This window comes from Mesorhizobium sp. CA10 (assembly GCF_020165285.1).
Taxonomy (GTDB): Bacteria; Pseudomonadota; Alphaproteobacteria; order Rhizobiales; family Rhizobiaceae; genus Mesorhizobium.
This window is the reverse complement of record NZ_JAIUHV010000001.1, coordinates 481124-504854: the sequence shown is the minus strand read 5'-3', so window position 1 is coordinate 504854 and position 23731 is coordinate 481124. Positions and strand designations below refer to the sequence as shown.

Here is a 23731-nt window from a genome sequence, read left to right as displayed (position 1 = left end):
CGTTGTTTATCTCTTCAAGTTGACGAGGACGTCCATCAGGTCCGAGCCGGTCTGGAAGACCTTGGAATTGGCGGTGTAGCTGCGCTGCGCCGCAATCATGTTGGTCAGTTCCTCGGCGATATCGACGTTGGAGTTTTCGAGCGCCCCGGAGACGATGGAGCCGAGCTTGCCCTCATTGGCAAAGCCGATGTGGACGGCGCCGGAGTCGGTGCTCTGCACATAGATGTTGCCGGGCATTGCGGTGAGGTTGTCGGGGCTCTGAACGTCGGCAAGCGGGATCTTGTAAAGCGCCTTGGTCGAGCCGTCCGCGAACTGAGCGTAGATGACGCCGTCCTGGCCGATCTGAACCTTCTGGATGGAGCTCGGTGCGTTGCCGTTGACCTTGGCGTCGGCGACGGTGAAGCCGGTGCCGAGCTGGGTCAGCTTGGAGAGATCGAGGTTGAGGGTCTGGCCGCCCGGAACGGTGAAGGAGACGCCAGTGGTCGCGCCGGCGAGCTTGCCGGTGGTGGTGTCGAAGGTGAGGTTGGCCGATCCCAGCGCACCGCCGGTATAGGGGAAGGATGTGCCGGGGGTCGCCTTCGACTGATCGAAGACCGAGACTTCCCATGTTCCGGTGCCGGTCTTGGTGAAATAGACGTCGAGCAGCTTCTTGTTGCCGAGATTGTCATAGGCGACCAGCGACGTTTTCGACGTGTATTCGGCGGTCGCGCTGTTGCTGGACGGCAGCGGACCGGAGGGCGGCGTCGCGCCCGCGGGCAGGTTGCCGGAGAACAGGCCCTCGGTGCTCGGCGTCGCCGTCATTTGCTGATCGGAGATCTGCACCGGCACGAGGCCCTCGAAGCCGTTGGCGGTCGCTGCCGGATCGCCATTGGCGTAGTCGTAGGCCATGAGCTGGTAGCCCGCGGCATTGACCAGCCGGCCCTGCGCATCCGGGACGAAGGAACCGGCGCGGGTGAGATAGGGCGTGCCGCCGGCATCCTGGACGACGAAGAAGCCGTCGCCGTTGACGGCAAGATCGGACACCGAGGTGGTGTAGGTCATGACGCCTTGCGTGCTGACGGCCGAGCGGATCGTGGTGGTCACGCCACCGGAGTTATAGGCGCCGCCGGTGCCGGGCATGATCAGTGACGAGAACTCGGCCGAAGAGCGCTTGTAGCCGGTGGTGTCGGAGTTGGCGATGTTGTCGGCCACCGCGGAGAGGCGGTTGGCCTGCGCGTTCATGCCGGAAACGCCGGTCCGCATCATTCCGTAGAGGCTCATCGATGGATCTCCGCAGTGCCTGGATAGCAGGCCGTAAAACTATGCCTCGTGTCTTGCGCGAGGCTGGCGCGGGATGGGCCTAGACCGCGATGGCGCTTCGTTGAATCGCCAACGCGCTCTGACTCTTCGTTGGAGCATGATCCTTGTCCGAAAACCGGTTCCCACTTTTTGCTTTCGCTGACCTTCGGTTCGGGATCACGCTTGAGGGCGGCCATCAAAACACCAGCCGGTAGCCGAGGAACCTCTTGGAATCGATCGGATCGTGACCGAGCTTCTCGCGCAGCTTCTTGCGCAGCTTCGAGATGTGACTCTCAACAACGTTCTCCTCGACCTCCTCGTCGAAGATGCCGTAGATGGCGTTGAAGACCTGGGTCTTGGTCACGCGCCGGCCGCGGTTGCCGGCCAGATATTCCAGGATGCGTCGCTCGCGCCGCGGCAACGGCAGCGGCTCGCCGTTGATCTCCGGATCGCGGCCATCCATGAAGATCCGCATCGACCCGACCTCGGTATAGGCGGGCTCTTCGGAGCCGCGGCGGCGGATGGCGGTGATGCGGGCGAGAATCTCTCGGATATGCACCGGCTTGCGCACGACATCGTCGACGCCGCTTTCGAACAGCCGCAGCGTGTGCTCGAGCGAGTGATGTTCGCTCAGCGCGATCACCGGCGCGCCGGTGCGGTCGCGGATCTGGCGCGGCGATATCGCGCCTTCGCGGCAGTCGCCGATGAGAAAGGCCCTGACCGATCTGAGATCGGTGTCGGCGGCGGAACTCACCCACTCGCCGAATTCGCCCGGCGCGAAGCCGGCAGTGGCCACCCCCTCGCGATCGAAAAGTGAAGAGTAGCCCTCTGTCACGAGCTCTCGCTCGTCAACGATCACGATCATCGGCCCGCCCTCCGAATCATTTCACTTGCCCCGTGGGGAAAGGCGTACCCGGCTCGATGAATCCTGAAAAACCATCATTTCTTGTAGCTATTTTCTTGGGAGTTTTTTTGGGAGCCGTAATAAAAGCGGTTGCGCTGGTGTATTCGCGCCAACTGTTGGCCGACGTATATCGGGGCCGGCGGATAGGCTGGCGAAGGTCGACCGGCTCTCACGTACAACAACTACTGATTGCAAAAAGTGCTGGCATTCGGCGTCCATTTGCCGAAGCCGGTGGCGACCATGTTGGCGATGACGCGGCAGACATAGACCTTCTGCGCCGGGTCGTTGTCGGGGCCGGCATGGTAGCGGGCGACGGCCATCGACCAGGTCATGTGCCGGGCATGCAGGCTGACCAGGAAGCGCGCCGCGTAGTCGACATTGCGATGCGGGTCGAGCATGTCCTCGACGCTGCGGAACTGCGCGCCGTGATAGCGATGGTTGATCTGCATGCAGCCGAGATCGATCAGCGTCTTGCCCTCGCGACGCGCGTTCTCGAATGCGGCGAGCGCTTCGCCGCGGCTGCGCGGAAACACGGCTTTTCCTTCTATATTCAAGGCATTAGGCTGAAGGCTGCCCTTCTTTCCGGTCTCGGTCAGGCCGACGGCGTACAGGATTCCGGCGGGCACCCCGTAGCGATCGGCGGCGCGCAGGATCTCCGGCTCGCAGGGATTGGCTGCGGCGCTGGCCGCGCCGGCAGAGAAACTAGATATACATATCGTCGTCAGCACGCTCGCGAAGAGGCGAAGCGGGTCGACCGAATTCCTGTGCGCCATTGTTCCTTCCCGGTTGCCGGCCGCCGCCCGCGCCGTTGCTGCCCGAGTTCCCAGGCTGGAACGAAGGCTGGTCGCGGCCTGTCGACATCGGCATGGCGCTGGTTGCGTCGGCGCGGCTGGCCGCATGCGCTGCTATCGAGGGTTGCAGTATGGTGACCTTGTCGACCTCGAAGCCGAGGCTGCGCATCGACTTGACGACGGCGTCGCTGTCGGCGGTGAGACGGCGGTATGCCTCGTGTGTCTCGGGCTTCATCTCAATCGAAAGTCGCTCCCCCGAGAGCCGCAGGCTGGCGACAACCGATCCGAGCTCCGAAGGGTGCAACTCGATCTTCAGCACGTGTGTCGGAACGGCAACAGAATTGGTCGTCTGGGAGCCCGTCGAGGCGCTTGCAAAGGCTTGCTGGATGCCATTGTCGGAGGCAAGCCCTTCAACCAGCGCCGATGCCGTCTGGCCGATCGGGTTTTGCGCCGGCGCCGGGAAGCTCTGCTGGCTGACGACTTCCATGCGTCCGGCGGAAGAAGACGGCTTGCCCGGAGTCTGCTGCGCGGCCGACTGCGATTGCAGCGAAGCCTTGGATGCGGAAGCCGGCCGCCAGCCTTGCAGCGGCAACGGGCTACCGGCCGCCGGATCATCCCCTTGCGCCGGCAAGGCATCGGCATCACGCCGGCCCGGCATATCGAGAGCCATTTGCGCCTTCATCGGCTTTTGCCCAAAATCGGGCCCGGAATCGTCCGCTGCCATCGAACGGGTGGATCGCGACAGCGGCTCGGCGGAACTGTCGATCGCCGTGCGCTTGCCGGCGCGCAGCCGCAGTTCCAGCGATCCGTGGTCGCCGGCGGCTTCTTCACCGTCAGCGCCGCCCGCGCCCGACGATTGTGCGAAATGCTTCATGTCGCCCAGCGCCATCAGCAACGGCAAGCGGTCCTGCAGCGGCGTGGAATCATCGACTTGCGCCGCGGTATCCTTATCCGCGGTCTGCTTCGCGGATAAGGATTGCCCGTCGGTCTTCGCGAACTTTCCCGTCGCCTTCTGCGAACCGGTTTTCCCCTGCGGGTCCTGGTCCGGCTCATGCCTGCCGGCATTGGCCGGCAAGCGCCTTGCCGGATGCGCGTTCGGCATTACCGGTCCGGCCGTGTGCTTGTCCTGTGGGCTCTCGGTCCCATGCACCATCTTGCCGAAATTCTGATCCCCATCCTTGTCGCCGGCAGTGTGCTGCCGGGACTGGGACTGTGTCGAAGCAAAGCCCGGCAAGGTCTGGTTGACGCTGGTCATTTTGGGGCTGCTCCGAGGAGTTGGTCGATCTGGTCGAGCTGACGCCGCGTGCTGGTGACCGCCGCATCGATCGGGTCTTGCATATCGGGCGTCGCCGGTGCGGATGCCTTAACCACCGGCGCGGCGCCGGTCGGAGCCGGAGCGGCCGCCGGGGTTCCAGCCGATGCTTGCGCGGGCTGCGGGAAAGGGGGCGGCGAAGCGGCGGGCGGCGTGTCTTTCTCCTGGTCGCTCGGCGCGACCGGCGGATCGCTCACCGCGACCGCCGGATCGCGTGCCGCGATCGGTGGCTGGTCGGGCATCGCTCCTTCAACGGGAGGCAAGTCGGCATTGGCCGGGTCGGCTGCGGCCTCGGTCGCGGATTTCCCTCTGTCGCCTCTTGCAACGATTGTCGGTGCGGCTTCGGCATTTGCGGGCGCTTTCACCGGCGCCATCACTTCGCCCGCCACGGCCTGCGCGGCGTCGAGCAGGTCGCGGTCGCTTTGCGAAAGCTTGCCGCGATCGATCTTGCCGAGCTTGGCGCGCACTTCATCGACATTGGCCGATGTCATGGTGGAAAGGCTCGAATAGAGCTGAGTGCGCGGGTCGTCCCGGCTGCCGCTGCCGTTGCGGCCCAGCTCGGCCTTCGCCGAGGCGAAAGCCGAGAGTTCCGTCATCCCGTCGATCGCGGCACGGCGTGCGATGCGCAGGTAGATCACTTTCTCGCGCTCGGGATCCATCATCGAGGTGATGTCGGCGATCTTGTCCTGGCTGATCGCCATGTGCAGCGTAATGACGCCGGAAACAAAGGCATCGGCGAACTGGCTGGCGTAAGGCGAATAGAGGTAGGAGGCGACATACTGGGTTGAAGCCAGCGCGAAACGGGCGGCGTCGCCCTGTGCGGCCGCGATGCCCACGGAGCGTCGAAGCGCTGCCTCCTCGACCAACGTGCCGGGGCTGAGCAGGCGCGCCTCGTCGAGCAGGTTCAGCGCTGCCGCAGGGTCATCGGTCGCAAGCAGCGAACCCTTGACCAGCGCCAGGAAGGCGCCGAGGTCGGCGGGCACGCCCATCGGATCGATCGGCTTCAGCATTTCGATCGCCTCGGCCGGCCGGCCGCTCAGATAGGCGACGACGCCTTTGGCGATGGCCAGGCTTTGCGGGTCGGTTATTGCGCGCGAAGCCGCCGCCGCGACCGTCACCGGGTTGCCGCCGCTCATGCCGTAGACGAGCAGAGCGCGGAAGTTCTTCGGCTCCTTGAAATCCTCGGCATCGGCATTGCGCATCCGGGCGTCGATCATTTCGAGGAGTTTTGCCTGCATCGGCAGCGCGGCATGATCGCCGCCGGCAATGCGATCCTGGATCAGCTGCAGCGAATGCACCAGCTGATAGGGCTGCAGGGCGTCCTGCGCGAAGGCCGCCGATGACGGCCCGGCAACGAACAGCGCCAGCGCCAGCGCCAGCCCAGGAAAAGCGTGATGCGGCTTTCCATTCGGAATTGCGCCAAGGCAAAGAGATGGAGCGGTTCGCCGTTTCGCTGACACGGTGAAGCGCTTCATCGAACGGCCGATGACGGTCCTGGCCCTCATCCGCCGGCCGCCATCAGGATTTCGATGCGTCGGTTCGCAGCAGCCATCGGATCGGAGGCGATCTTTGGCTGCCGGTCGGCGAAGCCCGCGACCTCGGTGATGCGGCTTTCGTCGACGCCCCCGCGCACCAGCATATAGTAGGCCGAATGGGCGCGCGCGGTGGACAGCCGCCAGTTGTCGTAAGTGTCGCTGCGAAACGGCCGCGCGTCCGTGTGGCCGCTGATGGTGATGGTGCCCTTCTTCTCATTGACGATGCGGCCGATCTTTTCCATCGCCAGCACCAGCTCGCGGCGTGGCATGGCCGAGCCGATCTCGAACATGCCGAAGTCAAGCTGGTCGGTGATCGAAATGACGACGCCCTTATCGGTGGCCTCGACCGAGACGCCGTCGGCGAGCTTTTCACCCGGCAGGAATGCCTTGGCGAGCTCCTTCTTGATATCCGCCGCTTCCTGAAGAGCGGCTTTGCTCGGCGCCTTTTCGCCTTTGTCGGCGGCTTGCTCGGATTCAGTCTTTTCCGCCTTCGCGGTTTCGGCCTTGGTGTCCGCCGCTGCAGCCTCGCGCTTGTCGACTTCAGCTTTCCCGCCTTGGGCTTTCTCGGTGTTGTCTGCTTCGCCCGACAGCTTCCCGGCGTCGCCTTGCGCAGCTTTTGCCCCGCTCTTGGCGTTGGTCTTTTCCGGGCTTGCCAGCGGCTCCAGCGGCGCAGCCGTCAGCGCAGGAGCGGCCGAAACGACCTTCAACTTCGGCACCGCGACGGTGGCGACCTTCTCGCCGGGCCTGACCGGATCGCCTTCGATCCTGGCGCGTTCGGCGGTGGCCTCGGCGCCAGGCGCCGCCACTTGCTGCGACCAGAAATCCGGCGCGAACGGATCGCGGTAGGATTCGCCGCCGGATGCGCCGGTTGCCGGACCGGCCGCCTGGGCGCCGCCTTCGCCCTTGGCGCTGACGTTCTGCATCACGCCCGTATCGGCGGCGATCTCCGCCAGCACCGCGTAGGGATCGGCAAACAGCTTTTCGTCGGACAGCTGGGCATCCTGCGCCCCGGCCTTGGTCTGGCGGCGTTCGGAGGAACCGGCGCCGCCCTTGCCGTCATCGCCCGCTTTGGTCGCGCCCTGTTGCGGGTTGTCCGCAGTCAGCCCGACCTTGCTCGGGCCGTCGCCGAGGTCTTCCAGGCCCTTGCGGCTGGAGTTGCGATCGATCAGCTCGACCGGATTGAAATAGCTGGCGACGGCTGCCTTGGTCTGCTCGTTGGCGGCGTTGATCAGCCACATGACTAGGAAGAAGCACATCATGGCCGTCATGAAGTCGGCGAAGGCGATCTTCCACACGCCACCATGGTGGCCGTCGTCATGACCGTCGTGATTGCGCTTGACGATGATGATCTCGTGCCGGGGTTCGGCATGGTCGACGGCGCTCATGACAGGACCTCCGACAAGGACGCCGACCACTCGGCGATACGCGTCTCGAACACGGTTTCGTCGATGGTGACGGTCAGGTCGAAGCCCGGCGCCTCGCTGAAGTCGAGATTGGCGGCGCGGGATCCGAGCGTCGCCTGCAGCGGCTCGAACAGCGACAACGGGCCGCGGACAGCGATGCGCACGGCCTCGCTGTCGGCGACCGCCGCACTGATGGCGCGGGAAAGGGCGGCGAGCGAACGCTCCTGCAGGTTGTCGCTGAGAAGGCCCCCGACGATACGGGCGACGGTTGCGCCGGCAAGCTCGGCAACGCGCTGCTCCATGGCCTCGATGCGCGTGGCGACAGCGGCGCCGAGATCGCCGCCGAAGCTTTCAAGGAATGTTTGCGCGGCCTGGTCGCTGGCCTGGCGCTCGGCGTCGAGCGCTGCCTGATGGGCCAGCGCGAGGCGCGCCTCGAGCGCTGCCTCCGCGTCGGCCACGGCCTCAGCGATCAGCGCGCCGATGTCGGCCTGCGGCTCCGGCGGGGCCGGCAGATGCTCGGCGTCGCGCGCGGTCGGCGCCTGATTGGCACGCGGCGTGCGCGAACCAAAATCGGGCAGGAGATCGAAGAGGGCTGCCGAGGCCATGACCTAACCCACGGCTTCCGGGACGGCCGCCCATTTGCGCAGAATCTGCGCGGTGCGCTCCTCGTTGAGGTCGACCATACGGGCAAGCCGGTCCTGCGGCGCCGGCCGGATTTTCTGGCGCAGGTCATCGAGCGGGGTTGTACCGGCGCGCGCGCCGGGCAGGGCGCCGGCCGGGGCCTCGGCGGTGATCGCGGCGACCGGCGCATCGGGCGTCGGTAAGGAACGCTGCACGTCGTCGAAGCTCGGGCCGGCAATGGCCGCGGGCCTTGCCGATGCCGTCAGCGCGGCGGCCATCGGCTTGAGGCCGAAGAACGCCACCAGGAAGACGACGACGATGAAGGCGCCGGCATTGATCAGCGTGCCGGTATAGGTGCCGATCGAGGCGAGAATGCCCGGCTGATCTATCGGCTCGCCGTCGAGGCCGTTGATGAATTCGACCGCCGAAACGTCGATGATGTCGCCGCGCTTGTCGTCGAAGCCGGTCGCCGAGGCGACCATCTTCTGGATATCAGCGACTCGCTTGGCGATCTGCTCCGGCGTGGCGTCCTTGCCGAGGATGGTCTTCAGGCGATCCTGGTTGACGACGACCGCGATCGACATCTTGTTGACCGTGTAGCCGTTGGAGACGGTGGCGATCTTCTTGGAATTGATCTCGTAGTTCGTGATCTCTTCCTTGCGGTCGTTCTGCGAGGTGGATTGCGGGCCCTCGGTGGTGGTGGTCTGCGTCTCGGGCAGGTTCTGCTCGACGCTGGTCGGGGTCGAAGCCTGCTTCTGGTTGCTGGCCTCGTTGGTCTTCACCGACTGCACCGAACGCTCGACGCGCGAGTTCGGATCGAAGATCGTCTCCTCGGTCTGGCGCGTGTCGGTGTTGACGTCGGCCTTGACGCTGGCGCGGAAATTGTCCGGGCCGAGATAAGGGGTGAGCGCGCGGCGGATGTTGTCGCCGATCTGCGCCTCGATCGTCTGCTCGACGCCCAGCGTGCGCGCGGCGCTCGTGTTGGACGGGTCGTCGCCGGCGGCCAAAAGGTTGCCGTTGGAATCGAGCACGGTGACCTTGTCGGCCGAGAGGCCGGGAACGGCCGCGGCGACGAGGTGGCGGATCGACATGGCGCTCTTCTCGGCATCGCTGCCCGCATAGCGGATGACCACCGAGGCGGAGGGCTGCTGCTCGTCGCGACGGAAATTGGCACGCTCGGACATGACGATGTGGACTCGAGCCGCCTTGACGCCGGAGATCGACTGGATGGTGCGCGCGATCTCGCCTTCCAGGGCGCGCACGCGGGTGATCTGCTGCATGAAGGAGGTGAGGCCGAGCGAGCCGACATTGTCGAACAGCTCATAGCCGGCGTTGGCGCTGGTCGGCAGGCCTTTCTCGGCAAGCAGCATGCGCGCCTGCGCGGTGGTGCCGGCCGGCACCATCACGGATGTGCCGTCGGAGCCGACGTCGAAGCCGATGCCGGCGTCGGCCAGCACCAGTCCGATCTGATTGACGTCGGAACGCTCGAGGCCGACATAGAGCGTCTCATAGGCCGGACGGTTGAGATAGACCGACGCGATGCCGATGACGGCCATGACCAGGGCCGCGATGCCGCCCATGAGCGCCAGACGCCTCACGCCGAAGCTCTTCAAATTCGCGATGATGCTCTGGATCTGTTCCGGCACGATTCAACCGCTCCCAGCATGACTGTCCGCCGGAAGACTAGACCGCGAAGCTTGTGCGAGGATGATAGGCGTGCCGCCGAAGGTCCAGCAAAGCGTCGACCCGGCTCTTATCGAAAACGAAAAAGGCCGCGCCCGAGGCGCGGCCTTTCGCCGGTCGGAATATTTCTGCCGATTAGCCGTTCTTGAACAGCGCCAGGATCGACTGCGAGGAGCTGTTGGCGATCGACAGCGACTGGATGCCGAGCTGCTGCTGCACCTGCAGCGCCTGAAGGCGGGTCGATTCCTTGTTCATGTCGGCATCGACGAGCTGGCCGACGCCGCGGTCGATGGAGTCCATCAGGCTCTGGGTGAAGGTCTTCTGCAGGTCGATCGAGCTCTTGGCGGCGCCGAGCACGGTGGCGGCGTCAGTAAGCTGACTCATGACGTTGTCGATCTTGGTGACCATCTGGGTGATGATGTCGTCGGTCACGCCCGTTGCCGTGATGTCGAGATTGAAGGCGGAGACGTTGTCGATCTTGACGGGCGAGCCCGACACAGCGGCCTGGCCCGCGGTGTTGGCGGCGATGTCGGTGGCGCCGCCGGCGATCGAGGCCGCGTAAGCGGCATCATATGCCGACTGGTCCGCGGCGGTGGAATAGATCGAAGTCTTGCGATCGAGAATGCCCTGGTTCTTGACGGCCGTCGCGAGGCCGGAATCGAATAGTTTGGTGCTCTCGACATTGATGTCGATGGTGCCGAGCGAGATGGCGCCGGACGAGGAGCGGTTGAACGAGGAGACGATCTGGGCGTCGGGCTGGACACCGTCATTGGCGGCGGCGACTTGGGTTGACGTCACCGAAAGGTAATTCGAACCGGAGAAGGTGGCGGCATCGGCGAAGGACTTCATCTGCGCCTGAAGCGAGGTGATTTCCGTCTGCGTCTTGGCTTTGTTGGCACCCGATTGGCCGACGCTCGAAAGCAGCTTGGTCTTGAGCTGGCCGATCGTCGAAAGGACGTTGTTCATGCCCGTATAGGCGGTGTCGACCTTCGAGGCGCCGAGGCCAAGCGCGTCCTGCACGGTCGACAGCGCCGAGTTGTCGGAGCGCATGGTGGTGGCGATCGACCAGTAGGCGGCGTTGTCGGAGGCCTCGGAGACCCGGTAGCCGGTGGAGATCCGGGCCTGCGTCTGCTCGAGCGATTTGTTTGTGGCGTTGAGGCTTTGAAGTGCAGTCAACGCCGCAGCGTTCGTCATGATGCTCGCCAAGAAACTCGCTCCTTCTCAAAAGCCGGCATGCCACACAGGCCGGGTCTCGACCTGTCCATGGGTTGCGAATCGTGCCGGTCGGGCCGATTCGACAACCTAAGTGATTGGTTAACCATACCTAGCGCGATATGGTTAATGGCCTGTTAAAAGTAGGCTTCGGAGAAGTTAAGGAACGAGCGTTGCGCGAGGCTTGAGCAAATGCAAATCGGGCCGCGCTTTTGGCGCGGCCCGATGCTTTGGTCCGGTCAGTATAGAGCGATCAGCCGCGGAAGAGCGACAGGATCGACTGCGACGAGCCGTTGGCGATCGACAGCGCCTGGACACCGAGCTGCTGCTGAACCTGCAGCGCCTGGAGGCGGGTCGATTCCTTGTTCATGTCGGCATCGACGAGCTGGCCGACGCCGCGATCGATGGAGTCCATCAGGCTCGAGGTGAAGGTCTTCTGCAGGTTGATCGAGCTCTTAGCGGCGCCGAGCTTGGTCGCGGCGGTCGTCATGTCCTTCAGCGCGGCGTCGACGACTTTCATCATATCCGCGATCTGGGTATCGCTTGCAGCGGTGGTGCCGGAGAAGATCTTCATCGTGGCGACCGAATAGGTGTCGCCCGCCGCAGCTGCCGCACCCAGGGTCGGGTTTTGCGCAGTGGTGGTGACAGCGCCAGTCGCACCGACGCGGTCGGCGTCGAGGATACCTTTCGACACGCCAGCCGCGGTGCCGGCTTCATACAGCTTGATGCTGTCGACCTTGACGTCGATCGTCGAGATCGAAACTGCGCCGGTGGCATCGCGGTTGAAGGCCGAAACGATCTTGACGTCGGCTGCGCTCGTGGCGGTGGCGCCGCTGTTGACCGACAGCATGTTCGTGCCGGAGAACGTGGCGCCATCCGCATAGGCCTTCAACTGGTTCTGAAGAGCGGCGATTTCGACCTGGGTCTTTTCCTTGGAAGCATCGGTCTGGCCGTAGGAAGCGGTCAGCTTCTGCTGGATCTGGTTGATGGTCGAGATCGCACTGTCCATGCCGGTGTAGGCGGTATCGACCTTCGAGGCGCCGAGGCCGAGCGCGTCCGAGACGGTGGACATGGCCTGGTTGTCGGAGCGCATCGTGGTGGCGATCGACCAGTAAGCGGCGTTGTCGGAAGCCTGCGAGACGCGATAACCCGTCGAGATGCGGGCCTGGGTGGTGTCGAGGTTCTTCTGGGTGGCGTTCAAGCTCTGCAGCGCGGTCAGCGCCGAGGCATTGGTCATGATACTGGCCATGGTACTCGTACCTTATTTTTACACGGATTTTTTGACATACCGGCATGTCCGGTATGACGGTGCGGCATCATGCCAATGACCGCTCAATTGGGTCACCCGCCATCTGCAGGCGACTATGGCGGCAAGTTGCTACCAAAGACCTAAATCGGACGGTTAATCGAAAATAATGTTGGAAGATTTGCGCGCAGCTTGCTCAAGCTGTCGAGGCGTGGCGCGGCATGCTTGTGCGGTCCGGCGGGAACGATCAGGTGAAGGATCGTACCAGGCTGCCGACCAGAAGGTTCCAGCCGTCGATCAGCACGAAGAACAGGATCTTGAACGGCAGCGATACCACCGTCGGCGGCAGCATCATCATGCCCATGGCCATGGTGACGGTGGCGACGATCAGATCGATGACGAGGAAGGGCAGGACGATCAGGAAGCCGATCTCGAAGCCGCGCCGGATCTCCGAGATCATGAAGGCCGGCACCAGTATGCGCAGGTCGACGGTCTCGCGCGAGACGGTCTGGCCGCGCTCCCGGGCGAGGTCGGCGAAGAGGTCGAAATCCTTGTCGCGCACATTGTGCAGCATGAAGTCGCGGAACGGGCCGGAGATCTTCTCGAACGCCTCGCCCTGCGTGATCTGGTTGTCCATCAGCGGCTTCACGCCGGTGTTCCAGGCCTGGTCGAAAGTCGGCGCCATGACATAGAACGTCATGAACAGCGACAGCGAGATCAGGATCAGGTTGGCCGGCGTCGATTGCAGGCCGATGCCGGCGCGCAGAATCGAGAAGGCGATGACGAAGCGGGTGAAGCTCGTCACCATGATCAAAAGGCCCGGGGCCACCGAGAGCACGGTGAGCAGGCCGAACATCTGAATCAGATAGCCGACGGTCGTGCCGTCGGCCTTTCCGATGCCGCCAAGATCGAGCTGCTGAGCCGCGGCGACGGACGTGGTGACGACGATGAGCGCCGTGGCTATGAGGAACTTTCTCATTCGAGCAGCATCGTCCTGACGAGAACCTGTTTGACGTGGCCGCCGCTGCGCAGCGCCGCGCGCTCCTCGAGATCGGCCTTGAGATGCTGGTAGCCGCTGGCGCCTTCGATCTGATGCAGCTTGAGGGTGCGCACATAGGCAAGCAGGTCCTGGTGGATCTGCTCGGTCACTTCCTGTGGCTGCGGGGCATCGTAGAGCAGCGACGCCTCCAGCCGGATCCAGACTTCCGACGGCGAGGCGAGATTGGTAGTGATCGGCGCCAGCTGCACCAGCGCTGGCCCGGCGCCCGCCTTGCCGCCTTCGGCGGGTTTTTCCGCGGCACCGGCGTTTTCCGGCGCTGCGGGCACCGGTGCCGGGGTCTCGCCTTGCTTGAGATAGCCGCCGGAAAGCCAACCCATGCCGACGGCCGCGCCGGTCATGGCCAACAGCATGGCGAGCTGGATCGCCAGGGAAGGTCCCTTCTTCGGCTGGACTTGCTCGACATTTGCCACGGCAGCGCTCTCCCGGTCCTAGAAGGGAAGAACCTGGTCGAGGACCTGCTGGCCATAGGCCGGCTGCTGGACCTCGCTCACGCGGCCACGGCCGCCATAGGAAATGCGCGCCTCGGCGATGCGCTCGTAGGGGATGGTGTTTTCCGCGCCGATGTCGGACGGACGGACCATGCCGGCGATGGTCAGCACCCGAAGCTCGTAGTTGACGCGCACCTCCTGCGAGCCCCTGATCATCAGATTGCCGTTGGGCAGCACGTCTGTGACGACGGCGGCGACATTGAGCTCGAGGTTTTCCGAGCGTTTGATCTCGCCGTCGGCATTGGTCTCGGTGCTGGAGCTCAGGCCGGCGTCGCCCTTGCCGCTGGTGCTTGCCTTTTCCCAACCGAGATTGATGTCATAGCCAAGCTTGCGCGCGGCGGTGCGGCTGCGGTCGTTCTGGTTCTTGAAATTGGCCTTGTCGTTGAGCCTGATGTTGACGGTCAGGATGTCGCCGGCGCGCAGCGCGCGCGGATCGGTAAACAGCCGGCTCTGGCGATCGTCCCACAGCGAGAATTTCTTCGGCCGGGAGGCAGGCGGCTCGGGGTAGCTGTAAGGGCCGGAACCGCCTTCGCCGATACCGGAGCCGACCGGCGACAAAGCAGGCTCCCTGCCGACCTCCCTGAGATCGGTACCGCAACCGGCCAGGGTCGCGAGGGCGATCAGGGCCAGCAATTTCAACTTCATGACGGATCAACCCTTCGCGCCGCGCTGGCCATGATGCCGGTGAGCGTCGCCGCCGCCTTCTGGTCCATTTCGTTCAGGATAACGCCGGCCTTGCGCGAATCGAGCTTCATCAGGATGGCCGCCGCGAGCTCGGCGTTGACCATCGCCAGACGTTCGGCGGCGGCATCGGGCTTCATGCCGGCATAGATCTTGACGACGCCGTCCTCGGCACGCGCCAGGAACACCTCGCGGCGCTTCAGCCATTCCTCGTATTCGGCCCGCTTTGCCTCCAGCGCTTTCATGCGCTCGTCGATGCCGGCCTGCAGCTGCTTCAATTCCTCGGCCTGGAGAGCGTAGCGGCGGTCGCGCGCGGCGTCCGCGATATTGGAACAGAAGCGCTGGATCTCGCTTTCGTCCGGCGCCTTGCCGCCTGCGAGCGCAGCCGGCTGAAGCGGCGCGTTTTCATGTGTGAGCTGTGCCGGCTGAACCGGCGCCTGACCGCCCGGCAACACCTGTCGTACCTCGTCCGCATGGGCAGCGGTGCCGCCAAGCAGAGCAACCATTGCTGCGATGGCCCGGAAGCTCAGGTGACGGCGGGGTGTTAGGGAGGAAAGCGCGATCATCGGCATGCCTATTGGAGAACCAGATCGGCCTGCAAGGCGCCGGCCGATTTGATGCCTTGCAGGATGGCGATGATGCCGTCGGGCTTCACGCCGAGGCGATTGAGGCCCGAGACCAGCGTTTCGAGGTCGGGACCGTCGAGCACGGCAACGCGGGCGTCGGGCCGGCTCGCCTCGATGGCGGTGAAGGGCTCGACGGCGGTGTGACCCCTCGAGAAGGGTTCCGGCTGAACCACCTTCGGCGCTTCGGTGATGCGCACGGTGAGGGTGCCGTGGCTGATCGCCACGCGCGAGATCCTGACATTGCTGCCGATGACGATGGTGCCGGTGCGCTCGTCGATGACGACGCGGGCAGGGGCGTCGGATTCGACGACGAGATTTTCGATCTCGGCATAAAAACGCGCGGCCGAGACATTCCTCGGCCGCCTGATCTGCACCGTGCGGGCATCGCGTTCGGCGGCGACCCGCATGCCGAAGCGCTGCGAGGTGTAGTCGTTGATGGCGTCGGCGATGCGGATGGCGGTCGAGAAATCGGGATTGCGCAATTGCAGCGTCAACACGCCCTGATCATCGAACTCGGCCGGCACCGAGCGCTCGACGATAGCGCCGTTCGGCACGCGGCCGGCGGTCGGCACGCCTTGCGTCAACTGCTCGGCCTGGCCCTGGGCGGTGAAACCGCCGACGATCACCGAGCCCTGCCCGACGGCATAGATTTCGCCGTCGGCCGCCTTCAGCGGCGTCATCACCAGCGTGCCGCCGGCGAGCGAGGTGGCGTCGCCCATCGAGGAGACGTCGATGTCGATTCGGCTGCCCGACTGGACGAAGGGCGGCATGTTGGCGGTGACGATGACGGCCGCCACGTTCTTGGCGCGCGCGCGGCCGTCTTCGGTGGCAATGCCGAGATTCTCCAGCATGGCTCGGATCGACTGTTCGGTGAACGGTGAGTTGCGCAGGCTGTCGCCGGTTCCGGCGAGGCCGATGACCAGGCCATAGCCGACGAGCTGGTTGTCGCGCGCGCTCTGCAGCTGGGCGATGTCCTTGATGCGCGCCGCGACCTGACCGGGCGGCAGCGTGCTTGGCCCGGTCGAGACCCGGAACATGCGCTGGGTGGTGGCCGGATCGTATTCAGGATCGTCGTAGACACCGCCGTTTTTCTGCGCGAGCTCCCGCTTGGCCTTGGGCGTCAGCCCATCCGCCAATGCCGGCTGCAGGCCGATGGCGGCGCTCAGCAGAAGAACAAAGGCGCGCATCACGAAGCGCCGACCTTGATGGTGCCGTCGGCCATCACCGTGCCGGAGATGATCTTGCCGCTATCGGTGTTGCGGATCTTGATCTGGTCACCGGCAGCACCTGGTTGCAGCGTGACGCCTGCGGCCGAAATGGTGAGCGCGCCGGCGGTGAAATAGACCTGCACGGAAGCGCCCTGCTCGACCAGCCAGGCGTCGCGGATGGCGGTCACCGGGATGTAGCGGCCGGGCAGCAGCGTGCGCTTGGCAACCTTACCCTGAAGCTCCTCGGAGCGCGTCGCCATGCCGTCCGGCTTGTGCTTGCCCGGGATGAGCGTCACCTGCTTGAGCGAGGCGGGCTCGATGGTCTCGCCGGGATAGATGACCCGGTTGGGGATCAGCACGGCCTCGCCGACGACCTGGCCGGCGGCGATCTGGTTTGCCGACTGGCCGGTCGGGTCCTGCGCCAAAGCCGGCGTGCCGGCGGCCACCAGGGCAGTGGCCAGCACGGCGCGACGGAGCGCGGAGGAGATCGGCCCGGCCATCATCCGTTACCTGATGTTCTTTGAGACCACCGAGGCCATGTCGTCGGCGGCCTGGATGACCTTGGAATTCATTTCGTAGGCGCGCTGCGCCGAAATCAGCTCGGTGATTTCCTTCACCGGATCGACGTTGGAGGATTCGAGATAGCCCTGCTGGATCGTGGCGAAGCCCGGATCGCCGGGGACGCCCACATTGGCCGGGCCTGAGGCGGCCGTTTCCTGGAAGAGGTTGTCGCCGAGCGGCGCCAGGCCCGCCTCATTGGCGAAGTTGGCGATCTGAAGCTGGCCGAGCAGCTGGAGGTCGGTCTGGCCCTGGATGCGAGCAAAGACCTGGCCTGTCTTGTTGACGATCACCTCGACCGCGTCGGTCGGCACGGTGATGGCCGGAACGACATTGGCCCCGTCCACCGTCACGAGCTGCCCGGTGGCGTTGGTGTTGAAGGCGCCGGCGCGGCTGTAGAGCGTGGCTCCATCGGCGCCCTCGATCTGGAACCAGCCCCTGCCGGTCAACGCCAGGTCGAAGCTGTTGCCGGTGCTGGTCAGCTCGCCTTGCGTGTGGACGTTGCGCACCGCCGTCGTCTTGACGCCAAGACCGATCGAGACGCCTTCCGGCACCAGCGAGGTGTTGGAACGGTTGGGCACCCCTTGGGTGCGATCGACCTGGTAGAGCAGGTCGGAGAATTCGGCCCGCGCCCGCTTGTAGCCGGTGGTGTTGATGTTGGCGATGTTGTTGGCGATGACTTCCAGGTTGGTCTGCTGGGCATTCATGCCGGTGGCGGCGATGGCAAGGGCTTTCATGACGCTAGATACTCATGCGGCTGATTTCGAGATAGGCCGAGACGACCTTGTCGCGGATCGCGATGGTGGTCTGCAGCGCCTGCTGGGCGCTCAGCACCGCATCGACGACCTGGCGCGTATCGGCGTCGCCCTTCAGGGCCTGTATCGACATCTGCTCGGCGCCCTGCAGGGTGTTGACGGTCTTCGTTGCCGCTTGGCTGAGCACCTCGGCGAAGCTGCTGCCGACGCTTTCGCCGGTCTGCGTTCCGACACCGCCCTGCAGCAGGTTCGGTGACGCCTGCTCCGCCCCGTCAACCGCCGTCTTGAATTGTATTGCCCCGATACCGCCGATCATTACTGGTTCCTCATCAGGTCGATGGTCATGGAAATCAGATCGCGAGCCTGCTTGATGACCTGCAGGTTGGCTTCATAGGAGCGGTTCGCCTCGCTCATGTCGGCCATTTCGACCAACGTGTTTACATTGGGCATCTTGACGTACCCTTTGGCGTCGGCAGCTTCGTTGCCGGGCTGGAATTCGATCGGGAAGTCCGAAGGATCGCGGGAGATCGCGTTGACCTCCACCAGCGAGCCGCCGGTCGCGCGGTCGACCTCGGACTGGAAGGTGATGGTCTTGCGGCGATAGGGATCGGCGCCGGGCGTGCTGCCGGTCGACTGGGCGTTGGCAAGGTTCTCCGAGACCACGCGCAGCCGCTCGGACTGGGCGCCAAGGCCGGATGCCGCGACTTTGAGGGCTGCAGTCAGCGCATCCATGATCAGCTCTTCACCACCATCATCATCATCGAGTGGAAGGCCTTGACGATCGCCGTGTTGAGCTCGAAGGAGCGGCGAACCTCGCCGGCTTTCATCAACTCCTGTTCGAGAACCACGGTGTTCTTCGACGGCATGATCGCGCCGTCAGGGTCCTCGGGCTTGACGTTGAAGCCGGCATTGGCCCTTTCGGCGCCAAGGTGGCCAGTCTGCGTGGCGGCAAGCGTCACCGCGGTCCGGTCGAGGACCTTTTCGAAGGGCTCGACGTCATTGGCGGTGTAGCCGGGCGTGTTGGCATTGGCGATGTTGGAGGCAATCGCCGACTGGCGCACGGCCAGCCATTGCGACTGCCGCGTGGCGAGATCGAAAAGATTTACGGGTTCCATGGGAATCTCCCGGGCAAGTACGCGCAAGACTAGGCGGCCAGTCTTGCGTGGACCTTGCGCGGGGTGGGCTTGCGCCCTGGAGCCGGATGATTTCAGGTCTATGGACCTGAAATCTGAATCCGCTTCTAAATCAAGGAATAGAGCACGACGTCGTCCGAAAACCGCTTCACACTTTTCGGCATCATGCTCTAGCGGCTACTTCGAGAGCTGGATCACCTTATCGGCGCTGGTGACGATCACCCATTTGCCGCCGCGCTGCTCGATCGAGGCGACGCGGCTGGAATCCGGCAGGACGGAGCCGCGCTGCACGATCCACAGACCGGTATCGTCCTCGATCATCGCGCGGCCGTTGGCGGCATGCACCATCTTGAATTCCGAAGCGGCGGCCGGGAAGGGCTGTTCGCCAGGCGCCGGCGCGGGGTCGTCCTGCACCGTTCCGGTGGCAAACAGGTCGATATCGGCATTTGGAATGTCCTTGACCGTCAGCGGCCCGCTGCGTTCGGCCACAACGCCGCCACCCTCGCGTCCGGAATTGCTGCCGCTGCCGCCGAACTTGATGGCCTGAACGCCGAACTGCTCCTGGTTGAAGAAAATGTACCAGGGAAACAAGGCGCAGATCAGCCCGAGCGTGATGCCGAGCGCGGCGATGACGAAATCGCTGCGGCGATCCGCGCTCTTGTCGGCGAGGCGCGGGAACTGGGCTTTCGGCGGCTCAGGCCACTCGGTGTGAGGAAAAAGCCCGTCGAGCAACGAATCGCGACTGGCCTGTGCCATATCGGCGGTCGCCCTCGGCGGATGCGGCCTGTTGGCTCTGTTTAGAAGAGCCGTCGCCTTCTCCGTCCTGGCGCGCGCGGCTCTGTTCCTGGCAATTCTTGCTTCATCGGCAGCGGCTTTCTCCGCCGCCTCGGCCTCGGCAAGCATGTCGCGCAACATGCGCTCGGTGTATTGGAGCTCAGTCTCCTTGATCGCCATTGAGCTTCCCCTTGAGGTGGCGGGCGAGGTCGGCGAACGGATCGGCCGATGCGCGGTCTCTCGGCGATTGCGTGAGCGCCTCATAGATCAGCGGCACCTGGCGCACCGCGATGTCGAGCTCGGCATCGGCGCCGCTCTGGTAAGCGCCCAGCAGACGGATGTCGCGCGTGTCCTCGAAGCGCGCGATCATCGATTTCAGCCTTGTCACCAGCATGCGCTGCTCCGCGCTCCAAGCCTTGTCGGCGAGGCGCGAGATCGACGACAGCGGATTGACCGGCGGATAACGACCCTGCTCGGCAAGTGCGCGGTCGAGCACGACATGGCCGTCGAGGATGCCACGCACCGAATCGGCGACCGGATCGTTGTGGTCGTCGCCGTCGACCAGCACGGAAATGATGGCGGTGATCGAACCCTTGCCTTCGGCCCCCGGCCCGGCTCGCTCGAGCAGCTTCGGCAGGTCGGTGAAGACCGAAGCCGGATAGCCGCGCGCGACCGGCGGCTCGCCGGTTCCCGTCGCCACCTCACGCAGCGCATGGGCGAAGCGGGTGATGGAATCCAGCACCAGCAGCACGCGATGGCCCTGGTCGCGGAAATGCTCTGCCACGCACATGGCGGTGTCGGGCGCGCGCCGGCGCATCATGGCGCTTTCGTCGCTGGTGGCGACGACGGCGACGGTCTTGGCCATGCTCTGGGCGCCGATCGTATCCTCGAGGAATTCGCGCACCTCGCGGCCGCGCTCGCCGATCAGCGCCACGACCACCGTATCGAAGGCCTCGGCGCCGGCCAGCATCGCAAGCAGCGTCGACTTGCCGACGCCGGAGCCGGCGAAGATGCCGAGCCGCTGGCCGAAGCAGAGCGGCGTGAAGATGTCTATGACCCTGACGCCGGTGAGGAAGCCGGTGCCGACGCGCTGACGCGCCAGGGCGCCGGGCGTCGCGCGATGCGCGACCTCGGCGGCATTCGGCCTGATCAGCGGCGGTCCGCCGTCAATGACGCGGGTCAAGGCATCGATGGCGCGCCCGCGCCAGGAAACATGCGGCGCGACGGCGAGCGGGCCGCGGCGAAAGACGGCATCGCCGATGCCGGCGTCGGCGCTGCGTTCGAAAGGCGCGACCACCACCTCGTCGCTGCCGATCTGGACGATCTCGCCGCGGCGTGCGCCGGCCTTGCCGCGCTGCTCGACGATGTCGCCGAGCCTGGCAATCCCGGACAGGCCGCGGACCTTGTAATGCGTCGGCGAGATCTCGACGACGCGGCCGCCGCGTGAAAGCAGTGCCTGCGGATCGTCGAACCGCTGCCAGATGCGTTCGAGCGCGGCCAACCTGTCGGGCCGTCCAGTATCCGCCGGGCTGTCGGAAGCGCGCAACAGGGACGAGCCGGTCGTCATGCCGTCACTTCGAGCCGAGCGTCTTGATCGCGTCGTCGGTGGAGGAATCGGTCTGCCGCATCAGCGCCGCCGTGTTCTCGAAAGCGCGCTGCACCTGGATCAGCCGAGTCATTTCCAAAACCGGGTTGACGTTCGACTCTTCCAGAAACCCTTGGGCGATACCGACGTCCGAACGGTCGGTGACGGGTTCGGGCGTGCGCGCCGGAACGACACCCGAATTGCCATAGCGGACGAAATTCTCGCCGGGGTCGAAATTATAGAGGCCGATCGCGCCGACCAGTTGATCGTTCTGCCTGAGCGAGCCGTCGGCGCCCGCCTTGGGCGGGCCGTTGCGCGGATCGAGCTGGATCGGGGCGCCGCCGCCGTCCAGGACGGGGTAGCCTTCGATCGACATCAATTCGCCGTTCTCGTTCATGGAGAAGCGGCCGTCGCGCGTCATCACCGTGCCGGCGGGCGTCTCGATGGCGAACCAGGCATCGCCCTGGACGGCGAAGTCGAACGGGTTGCCGGTTTCGGTCAGCGCGCCATGCGCGCCGGAAAGATAGGTCTTGCCGGAGGAGGCGAAGGAAACCGACTTCGGCCCGGTGCCCGAAACCATATCCTCGAACTTCACGCCGGTGGCGCGAAAGCCGATTGTCGAGGCGTTGGCTACGTTGTCGGCGATGGTGTCGAGACGGCGCTCGAGCGCGATCTGCGAGGAAAGGGCGACGTAAAGGCTATCCTGCATGATCTTCTCAGAACTTCAACTGCTGCATGGCCATCATCAAATCGGTGGAGATGCCGACACTGGTCGGCTGCGCGAAGAGCACGCTGACAGACGTCACCGCCGTCGAGGTCGGGTGGTTGATCTCGTACATGCTGGTGAAGCGGGTCAGGAATCTGCCGAGCTTCTCGGGGTCGGTGAAGTCCTTGATGTCGAGCTTCTGCTCGAACAGCTGCGCCTGCTTGTCGATGTCGGCGGTAGCGAAGGAATCGGGCAGGCCGAGCGCGGTACGCGCCACGCTGGCCAAAGCGGTGTCGGCCAGCACGTCGTACCAGCTGGTGATGTCCGGCGCCTTGCGTTGGAAATAGAGCGCCAGCCGCACGCCCTCGTTGGTCTGGCCGGCGTCCTCTTCCAAGGTCTGGCGCAGGTATTTGTCGACGGTCGGCTGCTGCGCCGGCACATAGGTGGTGGCATTTGCGCCGTACTGCTCGAAGTTGAGGGCCGAGGCCAGCCCGGCATAGGCCTTGTTGGTCTGCTTGTTGGCAACGCTGTCCGGATCGCGCACACCGCCCTCAAGGACCTGCCTGATCAGGTCCTTGTCTTCGGTGGCGGAGTCGAGACCGAATGCGGCCAGCGCGTAGGTGTAGAGCCGGTCGTTCGACATCAGGTCGTCGACCGATTTCACCTTGGTGATGTTGGCGAGATAATATGTCGTCTCGCCCTTCACATAGTCCGAATCCGGGTCGAGACCGGCGATCTCAGCCTGCATTGCGTAGTTCTTCGTGACCAGCTGCTGCGCCGGATTGTAGACCGTCGCATCGGCGCCATCCGCCGCGAAGTTGAAAGCGCGGACAAACTGCGCGTAGCGCTTGTCGGTCAGCTTGTTGGCGAAGCTGTCGGGATTCGAGACGCCTTCCTTCAGCGCCTTGACCATAAAGGCCTTGGCATAGTCCATGTTCTCCAGCCCGTAAGCCTTCATGGCGTATTTGAACAGGCGGTCGTTGTTGACGAAATCGTCGATCGATTTCACCTTGGTGATGTTGGCCAGATAGTATTGGGTATCGCGATCGACCGTCGGCTGCTGCTCGATGCGGGCGATAGACTTGGGGATGTCTTTGGCGATCAACTGGTAGCTGATGTAGGTGCTAAGCAAAGGGCATGCCTCCGGCCGAAGCTATCCCCGCACAATAGCGTCACTTCCTTGCGCGAAGCTGAATCGCGTTCGATGCCTTCGATTCAAGCCTCACACAAGGCACGAGGACTATCCCTGATCCACGATGTGACATGCGGAAGGACCTGTCGTGGGCATTCTGATCGGACTTGTGGTGACGCTCGGCTGCGTTCTCGGCGGCTTCATGGCCATGGGCGGCCATCTGCATGTGCTGCTGCAGCCGTGGGAAGCGGTGGTGATCTGCGGCGCCGCGCTCGGCACCTTCCTCGTCGCCAATCCGATGAAGACGGTCAAGGATACCGGCAAGGGCATTCTCGAAGCCTTCAAGCAGGCGGTGCCGAAGGAGCGCGACTACCTCGAGACGCTGGGCGTCCTGCACAGCCTGATGCGCGAACTGCGCTCGAAGTCGCGCAGCGAGGTCGAGGCGCATATCGACAATCCGGAGGAGTCGGCCATCTTCCAGGCCTTTCCGACCGTGCTGAAGAACCATGACCTGACCCATTTCATCTGCGACTACTGCCGCATCATCATCATCGGCAACGCTCGCTCGCATGAGATCGAGGCGCTGATGGACGAGGAGATCCAGACGATCCGTACCGACAAGCTGAAGGCCTATCACGCGATGGTCGCGGTCGGCGACGGCCTGCCGGCGCTGGGCATCGTCGCGGCCGTGCTCGGCGTGGTAAAGGCGATGGGTGCGCTGGACCAGTCGCCGGAAATCCTCGGCGGCCTGATCGGCGCGGCACTCGTCGGCACCTTCCTCGGCATCTTCCTGTCCTATGCTGTGGTCGGTCCGGTGGCCACCAAGATCAAGACGGTGCGCGAAAAGAAGAACCGCCTCTACATCATCGTCAAACAGACACTGCTTGCGTATATGAACGGCGCCCTGCCGCAGGTGGCGATCGAATTCGGCCGCAAGACCATATCCTCTTACGAACGTCCGACGATCGATGCGGTGGAGCAGAGCACCATGAACGCCGGCACCGCCGAGAAGAAGGCGGCCTGAGCATGCTCCATCGCAG

General features: G+C 64.5%; 25 protein-coding genes. 1 reads left to right on the top strand and 24 read right to left on the bottom strand.

What is annotated here, in order from left to right; genetic code table 11:
- Positions 1–6 precede the first annotated feature (6 nt).
- The 24 genes from LB535_RS02390 to LB535_RS02275 all read right to left on the bottom strand — a co-directional run bounded on the left by LB535_RS02390 (position 7) and on the right by LB535_RS02275 (position 22691).
- A complete protein-coding gene (locus LB535_RS02390; protein WP_224631025.1) occupies positions 7–1260 on the bottom strand; it encodes a flagellar hook protein FlgE in 1254 nt (417 codons plus the stop codon).
- Positions 1261–1474: 214 nt separating this feature from the next.
- On the bottom strand, positions 1475–2143 hold the full coding sequence (locus LB535_RS02385) for a response regulator transcription factor (protein ID WP_224631024.1): 669 nt from the start codon (positions 2141–2143) through the stop codon (positions 1475–1477).
- Between the two features lie 221 nt (positions 2144–2364).
- Positions 2365–2955, bottom strand: coding sequence for a transglycosylase SLT domain-containing protein (locus LB535_RS02380; RefSeq protein ID WP_224631023.1), 591 nt, complete (start codon positions 2953–2955; stop codon positions 2365–2367).
- Entirely contained in the window at positions 2885–4228 is a 1344-nt protein-coding gene (locus LB535_RS02375; protein WP_224631022.1) for a flagellar hook-length control protein FliK, read from the bottom strand. The genes LB535_RS02380 and LB535_RS02375 overlap by 71 nt, the downstream gene beginning before the upstream one ends.
- Positions 4225–5790 (bottom strand): chemotaxis protein MotC, encoded by a 1566-nt coding sequence (locus LB535_RS02370; protein ID WP_224631021.1) that lies wholly within the window; start codon positions 5788–5790, stop codon positions 4225–4227. Before LB535_RS02370 ends, LB535_RS02375 begins: the two co-directional genes overlap by 4 nt.
- Positions 5787–7205 (bottom strand): MotB family protein, encoded by a 1419-nt coding sequence (locus LB535_RS02365; protein WP_224631020.1) that lies wholly within the window; start codon positions 7203–7205, stop codon positions 5787–5789. The genes LB535_RS02370 and LB535_RS02365 overlap by 4 nt, the downstream gene beginning before the upstream one ends.
- Positions 7202–7828 carry a hypothetical protein gene (locus LB535_RS02360; RefSeq protein WP_224631019.1) on the bottom strand — a complete coding sequence of 209 codons (627 nt, stop codon included), beginning with the start codon at positions 7826–7828 and terminating at the stop codon, positions 7202–7204. Before LB535_RS02360 ends, LB535_RS02365 begins: the two co-directional genes overlap by 4 nt.
- A gap of 3 nt (positions 7829–7831) precedes the next feature.
- Complete coding sequence (fliF, locus tag LB535_RS02355; RefSeq protein ID WP_224631018.1) at positions 7832–9490, bottom strand: flagellar basal-body MS-ring/collar protein FliF; 1659 nt, start codon at positions 9488–9490, stop codon at positions 7832–7834.
- 172 nt (positions 9491–9662) lie between these two features.
- On the bottom strand, positions 9663–10733 hold the full coding sequence (locus tag LB535_RS02350; protein ID WP_140842060.1) for a flagellin: 1071 nt from the start codon (positions 10731–10733) through the stop codon (positions 9663–9665).
- A gap of 259 nt (positions 10734–10992) precedes the next feature.
- Positions 10993–11988, bottom strand: coding sequence for a flagellin (locus LB535_RS02345; RefSeq protein WP_224524348.1), 996 nt, complete (start codon positions 11986–11988; stop codon positions 10993–10995).
- 244 nt (positions 11989–12232) lie between these two features.
- The gene (gene fliP / locus LB535_RS02340) at positions 12233–12964 is read right to left on the bottom strand and encodes a flagellar type III secretion system pore protein FliP (RefSeq protein WP_095766375.1); all 732 of its coding nucleotides are present in this window, start codon (positions 12962–12964) and stop codon (positions 12233–12235) included.
- Positions 12961–13455, bottom strand: coding sequence for a flagellar basal body-associated protein FliL (fliL, locus tag LB535_RS02335; RefSeq protein ID WP_224631017.1), 495 nt, complete (start codon positions 13453–13455; stop codon positions 12961–12963). Before fliL ends, fliP begins: the two co-directional genes overlap by 4 nt.
- Positions 13456–13473: 18 nt before the next feature.
- Positions 13474–14178, bottom strand: coding sequence for a flagellar basal body L-ring protein FlgH (flgH, locus tag LB535_RS02330; RefSeq protein WP_224631016.1), 705 nt, complete (start codon positions 14176–14178; stop codon positions 13474–13476).
- Entirely contained in the window at positions 14175–14786 is a 612-nt protein-coding gene (locus LB535_RS02325) for a MotE family protein (protein WP_095766378.1), read from the bottom strand. Before LB535_RS02325 ends, flgH begins: the two co-directional genes overlap by 4 nt.
- A gap of 2 nt (positions 14787–14788) precedes the next feature.
- Positions 14789–15877 carry a flagellar basal body P-ring protein FlgI gene (locus LB535_RS02320; protein WP_224603773.1) on the bottom strand — a complete coding sequence of 363 codons (1089 nt, stop codon included), beginning with the start codon at positions 15875–15877 and terminating at the stop codon, positions 14789–14791.
- Between the two features lie 149 nt (positions 15878–16026).
- Positions 16027–16551: a flagellar basal body P-ring formation chaperone FlgA gene (gene flgA, locus LB535_RS02315; RefSeq protein WP_411969514.1), complete on the bottom strand. Its 525-nt coding sequence runs from the start codon at positions 16549–16551 to the stop codon at positions 16027–16029.
- Between the two features lie 3 nt (positions 16552–16554).
- Entirely contained in the window at positions 16555–17343 is a 789-nt protein-coding gene (gene flgG, locus LB535_RS02310; protein ID WP_140688781.1) for a flagellar basal-body rod protein FlgG, read from the bottom strand.
- Positions 17344–17347: 4 nt separating this feature from the next.
- On the bottom strand, positions 17348–17677 hold the full coding sequence (locus LB535_RS02305; RefSeq protein WP_095766382.1) for a flagellar hook-basal body complex protein FliE: 330 nt from the start codon (positions 17675–17677) through the stop codon (positions 17348–17350).
- Complete coding sequence (gene flgC, locus LB535_RS02300) at positions 17677–18093, bottom strand: flagellar basal body rod protein FlgC (protein ID WP_095766383.1); 417 nt, start codon at positions 18091–18093, stop codon at positions 17677–17679. Before flgC ends, LB535_RS02305 begins: the two co-directional genes overlap by 1 nt.
- Before the next feature lie 2 nt (positions 18094–18095).
- A complete protein-coding gene (gene flgB, locus LB535_RS02295) occupies positions 18096–18476 on the bottom strand; it encodes a flagellar basal body rod protein FlgB (protein ID WP_224631014.1) in 381 nt (126 codons plus the stop codon).
- Between the two features lie 195 nt (positions 18477–18671).
- Entirely contained in the window at positions 18672–19448 is a 777-nt protein-coding gene (locus tag LB535_RS02290; RefSeq protein WP_095766385.1) for a hypothetical protein, read from the bottom strand.
- Positions 19429–20835: a flagellar protein export ATPase FliI gene (gene fliI / locus LB535_RS02285; protein WP_224631013.1), complete on the bottom strand. Its 1407-nt coding sequence runs from the start codon at positions 20833–20835 to the stop codon at positions 19429–19431. Before fliI ends, LB535_RS02290 begins: the two co-directional genes overlap by 20 nt.
- A gap of 4 nt (positions 20836–20839) precedes the next feature.
- Entirely contained in the window at positions 20840–21562 is a 723-nt protein-coding gene (flgF, locus tag LB535_RS02280) for a flagellar basal-body rod protein FlgF (protein WP_095766387.1), read from the bottom strand.
- Positions 21563–21569: 7 nt separating this feature from the next.
- Positions 21570–22691 carry a DUF1217 domain-containing protein gene (locus tag LB535_RS02275; RefSeq protein ID WP_224631012.1) on the bottom strand — a complete coding sequence of 374 codons (1122 nt, stop codon included), beginning with the start codon at positions 22689–22691 and terminating at the stop codon, positions 21570–21572.
- A 148-nt stretch (positions 22692–22839) separates the two neighbouring features.
- On the opposite strand from LB535_RS02275, the gene motA reads away from it, so the two are divergent.
- Positions 22840–23715 (top strand): flagellar motor stator protein MotA, encoded by an 876-nt coding sequence (gene motA / locus LB535_RS02270; RefSeq protein ID WP_095766389.1) that lies wholly within the window; start codon positions 22840–22842, stop codon positions 23713–23715.
- The last annotated feature ends 16 nt before the right edge of the window (positions 23716–23731 follow it).

Coding starts and splice junctions, on each gene's coding strand:
- flgB (WP_224631014.1), bottom strand. CDS start 18,476: ATGGAACCCGTAAATCTTTTCGATCTCGCCACGCGGCAGTCGCAATGG.
- LB535_RS02325 (WP_095766378.1), bottom strand. CDS start 14,786: ATGCCGATGATCGCGCTTTCCTCCCTAACACCCCGCCGTCACCTGAGC.
- LB535_RS02370 (WP_224631021.1), bottom strand. CDS start 5,790: ATGAGGGCCAGGACCGTCATCGGCCGTTCGATGAAGCGCTTCACCGTG.
- LB535_RS02345 (WP_224524348.1), bottom strand. CDS start 11,988: ATGGCCAGTATCATGACCAATGCCTCGGCGCTGACCGCGCTGCAGAGC.
- fliP (WP_095766375.1), bottom strand. CDS start 12,964: ATGAGAAAGTTCCTCATAGCCACGGCGCTCATCGTCGTCACCACGTCC.
- LB535_RS02305 (WP_095766382.1), bottom strand. CDS start 17,677: ATGATCGGCGGTATCGGGGCAATACAATTCAAGACGGCGGTTGACGGG.
- flgC (WP_095766383.1), bottom strand. CDS start 18,093: ATGGATGCGCTGACTGCAGCCCTCAAAGTCGCGGCATCCGGCCTTGGC.
- LB535_RS02380 (WP_224631023.1), bottom strand. CDS start 2,955: ATGGCGCACAGGAATTCGGTCGACCCGCTTCGCCTCTTCGCGAGCGTG.
- LB535_RS02390 (WP_224631025.1), bottom strand. CDS start 1,260: ATGAGCCTCTACGGAATGATGCGGACCGGCGTTTCCGGCATGAACGCG.
- flgF (WP_095766387.1), bottom strand. CDS start 21,562: ATGCAGGATAGCCTTTACGTCGCCCTTTCCTCGCAGATCGCGCTCGAG.
- flgH (WP_224631016.1), bottom strand. CDS start 14,178: ATGAAGTTGAAATTGCTGGCCCTGATCGCCCTCGCGACCCTGGCCGGT.
- flgG (WP_140688781.1), bottom strand. CDS start 17,343: ATGAAAGCCCTTGCCATCGCCGCCACCGGCATGAATGCCCAGCAGACC.
- LB535_RS02290 (WP_095766385.1), bottom strand. CDS start 19,448: ATGGCGATCAAGGAGACTGAGCTCCAATACACCGAGCGCATGTTGCGC.
- LB535_RS02385 (WP_224631024.1), bottom strand. CDS start 2,143: ATGATCGTGATCGTTGACGAGCGAGAGCTCGTGACAGAGGGCTACTCT.
- LB535_RS02360 (WP_224631019.1), bottom strand. CDS start 7,828: ATGGCCTCGGCAGCCCTCTTCGATCTCCTGCCCGATTTTGGTTCGCGC.
- LB535_RS02320 (WP_224603773.1), bottom strand. CDS start 15,877: ATGTTCCGGGTCTCGACCGGGCCAAGCACGCTGCCGCCCGGTCAGGTC.
- LB535_RS02375 (WP_224631022.1), bottom strand. CDS start 4,228: ATGACCAGCGTCAACCAGACCTTGCCGGGCTTTGCTTCGACACAGTCC.
- LB535_RS02365 (WP_224631020.1), bottom strand. CDS start 7,205: ATGAGCGCCGTCGACCATGCCGAACCCCGGCACGAGATCATCATCGTC.
- fliI (WP_224631013.1), bottom strand. CDS start 20,835: ATGACGACCGGCTCGTCCCTGTTGCGCGCTTCCGACAGCCCGGCGGAT.
- flgA (WP_411969514.1), bottom strand. CDS start 16,551: ATGATGGCCGGGCCGATCTCCTCCGCGCTCCGTCGCGCCGTGCTGGCC.